Consider the following 2,641-nt stretch of genomic DNA (forward strand, 5'->3'; position numbering starts at 1 on the left):
CGCCTACGCCCTTACCGCCAGTAACGCACGCGGCTCAGGGCTGAGCAATTATGCCATCACCTATCAGAGCGGCACCTACACCATCACCCGGATCACGACCATTCCCATCTTCTGGCCTGTCGCATTGCTAAACGGGAATACTCCCCCGGCATCAGGCCCAGCTAACCTCACTATTACAAGCACCGGGCAATCCCCTGGTCTCACACTGGTCAATACCTACAACCCTCTACCCCTGCCAGATAGCACGGCAAGCTCTGCCGCTCCGAACACATATCAGATCGTGCTGCCCGGCACCTCTTATACCAACCGCCTGAAAGACACGTTCTGATGCGCCACATTCTTTTTGCTGGCGGCGCATTCGCTGCCGTCGCCTGTGCCCTCTCGCCACGCGTAGCCCATGCACAGGCCTATAGCCGCCTTGCCCCGCGCCAGCCCGCAGCGGCACCCGCCCCCAACGACCTGACCATGCCGGGTAAAGAAGCCCCGCCCCTTCCGCAGTCTAATGCGGTTGTCATCCCCGACCTCAAAGGTTTGGTATTCATCCCCGATACTGCCACCCTCAAGGCCACGGGTCTGCCTGCCGGCACAAAGGGCGTGCAGCATGCGGGCCTGCCCCTGCTCAATCAGGCCTCCTTCGAACATGAGATGGCTGCCTATCTCGGCAAGCCCCTGCGTATGACGGATCTAAACACCATCGCGGCAAAGGTCAGCGCACTCTACAAAGCTAAGGGGCATCCGTTTGTATATGTCTCCATCCCGCCGCAAAACATCAACGAGGGTGTGGTGCAGATCATCGTCACAGAATACCGGTTGGGCGCGGTTAAAACAGCAGGTAACCACTGGTTTTCCGACAGACTGATTCGGCAGGAAAGCGGGCTCGCACCTGGCCAGACCCTTAGCCTGTCAGGCGTGCAGGCTGGCCTGTCCTGGCTGAACAGCAACCCCTTCCGCACGGTCGATGCTCTGTTCGCCCCCGGTACGACGCAGGGCACAACCGATGTCACCCTGCAGACAAAAGACCGCCTGCCCCTGCATATCTATGGCTCCTACGACAATGCCGGTGTCCCCTCGCTCGGCTCTTCCGAATGGGCCGTGGGCGGCACATGGGGCAACGTGGCCGGGCTGGGGCAGATCTTGTCCTACCAGTTTACCCACAGTGTTAGCGACCGCTACAGCGGCCACGCCCTGAGCTGGACAACCCCCCTGCCCTGGCATGACCGTATTCAGATTTTTGGTTCCTATGCGTGGGAAAAACCCGATATGCGTACGAGCAGCACCTATCTGGGTGAGACAGGTCATAGCGGGCAGGCCAGCATACGTTATATCCACGACCTGCCTGCCCTGACCTTCGGCCCGCGTACACGCATGACCGAAGATTTGCAGATCGGCTTTGACTTCAAAACCACCAACAACACTCTCGAATTTGGCGGACTACGAGTGTTCGATAGTCAGGCAGAAGTCGATCAGTTTCCCATCATATACAATGCCATTCTGAACGACCCGTATGGGCAGACTACTTTCCAGAACCAGCTCGTGCTTAGCCCCGGCGGCATGAGCGGAGCCAACCGCCATCGCAATTTTGAAGCACTCGTACCCGGAGCAAGTGACCAGTATGTCTATGACACAGTGAGTCTTAACCGCACCACATGGTTGCCTGCAGGCCTGTCGTGGATTTTGCAAGCCACGGGGCAAGTTGCCAGCAGCAATCTGATGTACAATAACCAGCTTGGCCTTGGCGGGCTTTACACTGCACGCGGCTATTTTACCGATACCGCGCTGGGCAGTGAGGGGGTGAGTGTTACCAACGAAATTCGCTCACCAGCTTTTAGTCTTTTCAAATTCATCGCCCCCGACATCTCCGTGTATGATACGGAACAGGTGGGACTGTTCTATGATTATGGCCATGTCTCGCAGGTACATCCCATCGCTCAGTCCGTGAACGAGGCAGATCTGTCCAGCATCGGTCTGGACCTGCATAGTGCTGTCGATCGTTATATCAGCCTCATCTTCAATGTTGGCTGGCGCCTGCACGGCGTCTCCGCCATCCGCGAGCAGAATGGCTTCGGTAACAAAGGCGGGTTCGGAACACTCTCACTTACGATCGGATATTAAAAATATCCAAAAATTATCACCTCGGACATGCCTAAAAAAAGCCTCGGTTTACCGGGGCTTTTTTTTAAGAGAAGATCATTGCGTATTTTTCAGGATTAAATCCTGTTTCAATTTTTTCTTTATATTCAATGACAGGTCTCTTAATCAGAGAGGGATATATCTGCATTAATATGACAGCCTGGGCTTTCGTCAGATCTGTTTTTTCTGCCTCAGGCAGTTTTCTAAACATTGTCCCATTTTTATTAAGCAGCTTTTCATAACTGATCAGGTCTGCCCACCTGCTGAGAGTTTCTGCGTCAATTCCCTGCGTTTTATAATCATGGAAGTCATAAACGACATTATGCGTATCGAGCCATTTTCTGGCTTTGCGCATAGTATCACAGTTTTTTATTCCGTAGATTTTTACCATTGCCATTCATTACCCGTAACGCAAAAAACGCCTCTGGCGCTAAAGCTGAGGCGTTGTGTTATTGATTTATATGATTTGGTTGCGGGGGCAGGATTTGAACCTGCGGCCTTCAGGTTATGA

Annotated in this window: 4 protein-coding genes; 2 read left to right on the forward strand and 2 right to left on the reverse strand. The window is 53.9% G+C overall.

Features of this window, described 5'->3' with window-relative positions; genetic code table 11:
• Window positions 1–328, forward strand: a 328-nt coding sequence (locus HK25_RS13075; protein ID WP_158092964.1) for a hypothetical protein, incomplete at its 5' end; no start/stop codon positions are given.
• On the opposite strand, the gene HK25_RS13445 is transcribed toward HK25_RS13075, so the two are convergent.
• Window positions 298–642, reverse strand: coding sequence for a hypothetical protein (locus HK25_RS13445; RefSeq protein WP_233127827.1), 345 nt, complete (start codon window positions 640–642; stop codon window positions 298–300). The two genes, HK25_RS13075 and HK25_RS13445, sit on opposite strands and share 31 nt — an antisense overlap.
• A 3-nt stretch (window positions 643–645) precedes the next feature.
• Here HK25_RS13445 and HK25_RS12080 point away from each other — a divergent pair, with 3 nt between their 5' ends.
• Window positions 646–2,112 carry a ShlB/FhaC/HecB family hemolysin secretion/activation protein gene (locus HK25_RS12080; RefSeq protein WP_233127826.1) on the forward strand — a complete coding sequence of 489 codons (1,467 nt, stop codon included), beginning with the start codon at window positions 646–648 and terminating at the stop codon, window positions 2,110–2,112.
• A gap of 64 nt (window positions 2,113–2,176) precedes the next feature.
• Here the strand turns inward: HK25_RS12080 and HK25_RS12085 are convergent, their stop codons facing one another.
• On the reverse strand, window positions 2,177–2,527 hold the full coding sequence (locus tag HK25_RS12085; RefSeq protein ID WP_086636384.1) for an arsenate reductase: 351 nt from the start codon (window positions 2,525–2,527) through the stop codon (window positions 2,177–2,179).
• Window positions 2,528–2,641 lie beyond the last annotated feature (114 nt).

Origin of the sequence: Acetobacter sp. DsW_059 (assembly GCF_002153695.1) — a bacterium.
Classification (GTDB): Bacteria; Pseudomonadota; Alphaproteobacteria; order Acetobacterales; family Acetobacteraceae; genus Acetobacter; species Acetobacter thailandicus.

Excerpts from the sequence above, each read along its gene's own strand:
- HK25_RS12085 (WP_086636384.1), bottom strand. The coding sequence starts at position 2,527 with ATGGCAATGGTAAAAATCTACGGAATAAAAAACTGTGATACTATGCGC.
- HK25_RS13445 (WP_233127827.1), bottom strand. The coding sequence starts at position 642 with ATGTTCGAAGGAGGCCTGATTGAGCAGGGGCAGGCCCGCATGCTGCAC.
- HK25_RS12080 (WP_233127826.1), top strand. The coding sequence starts at position 646 with ATGGCTGCCTATCTCGGCAAGCCCCTGCGTATGACGGATCTAAACACC.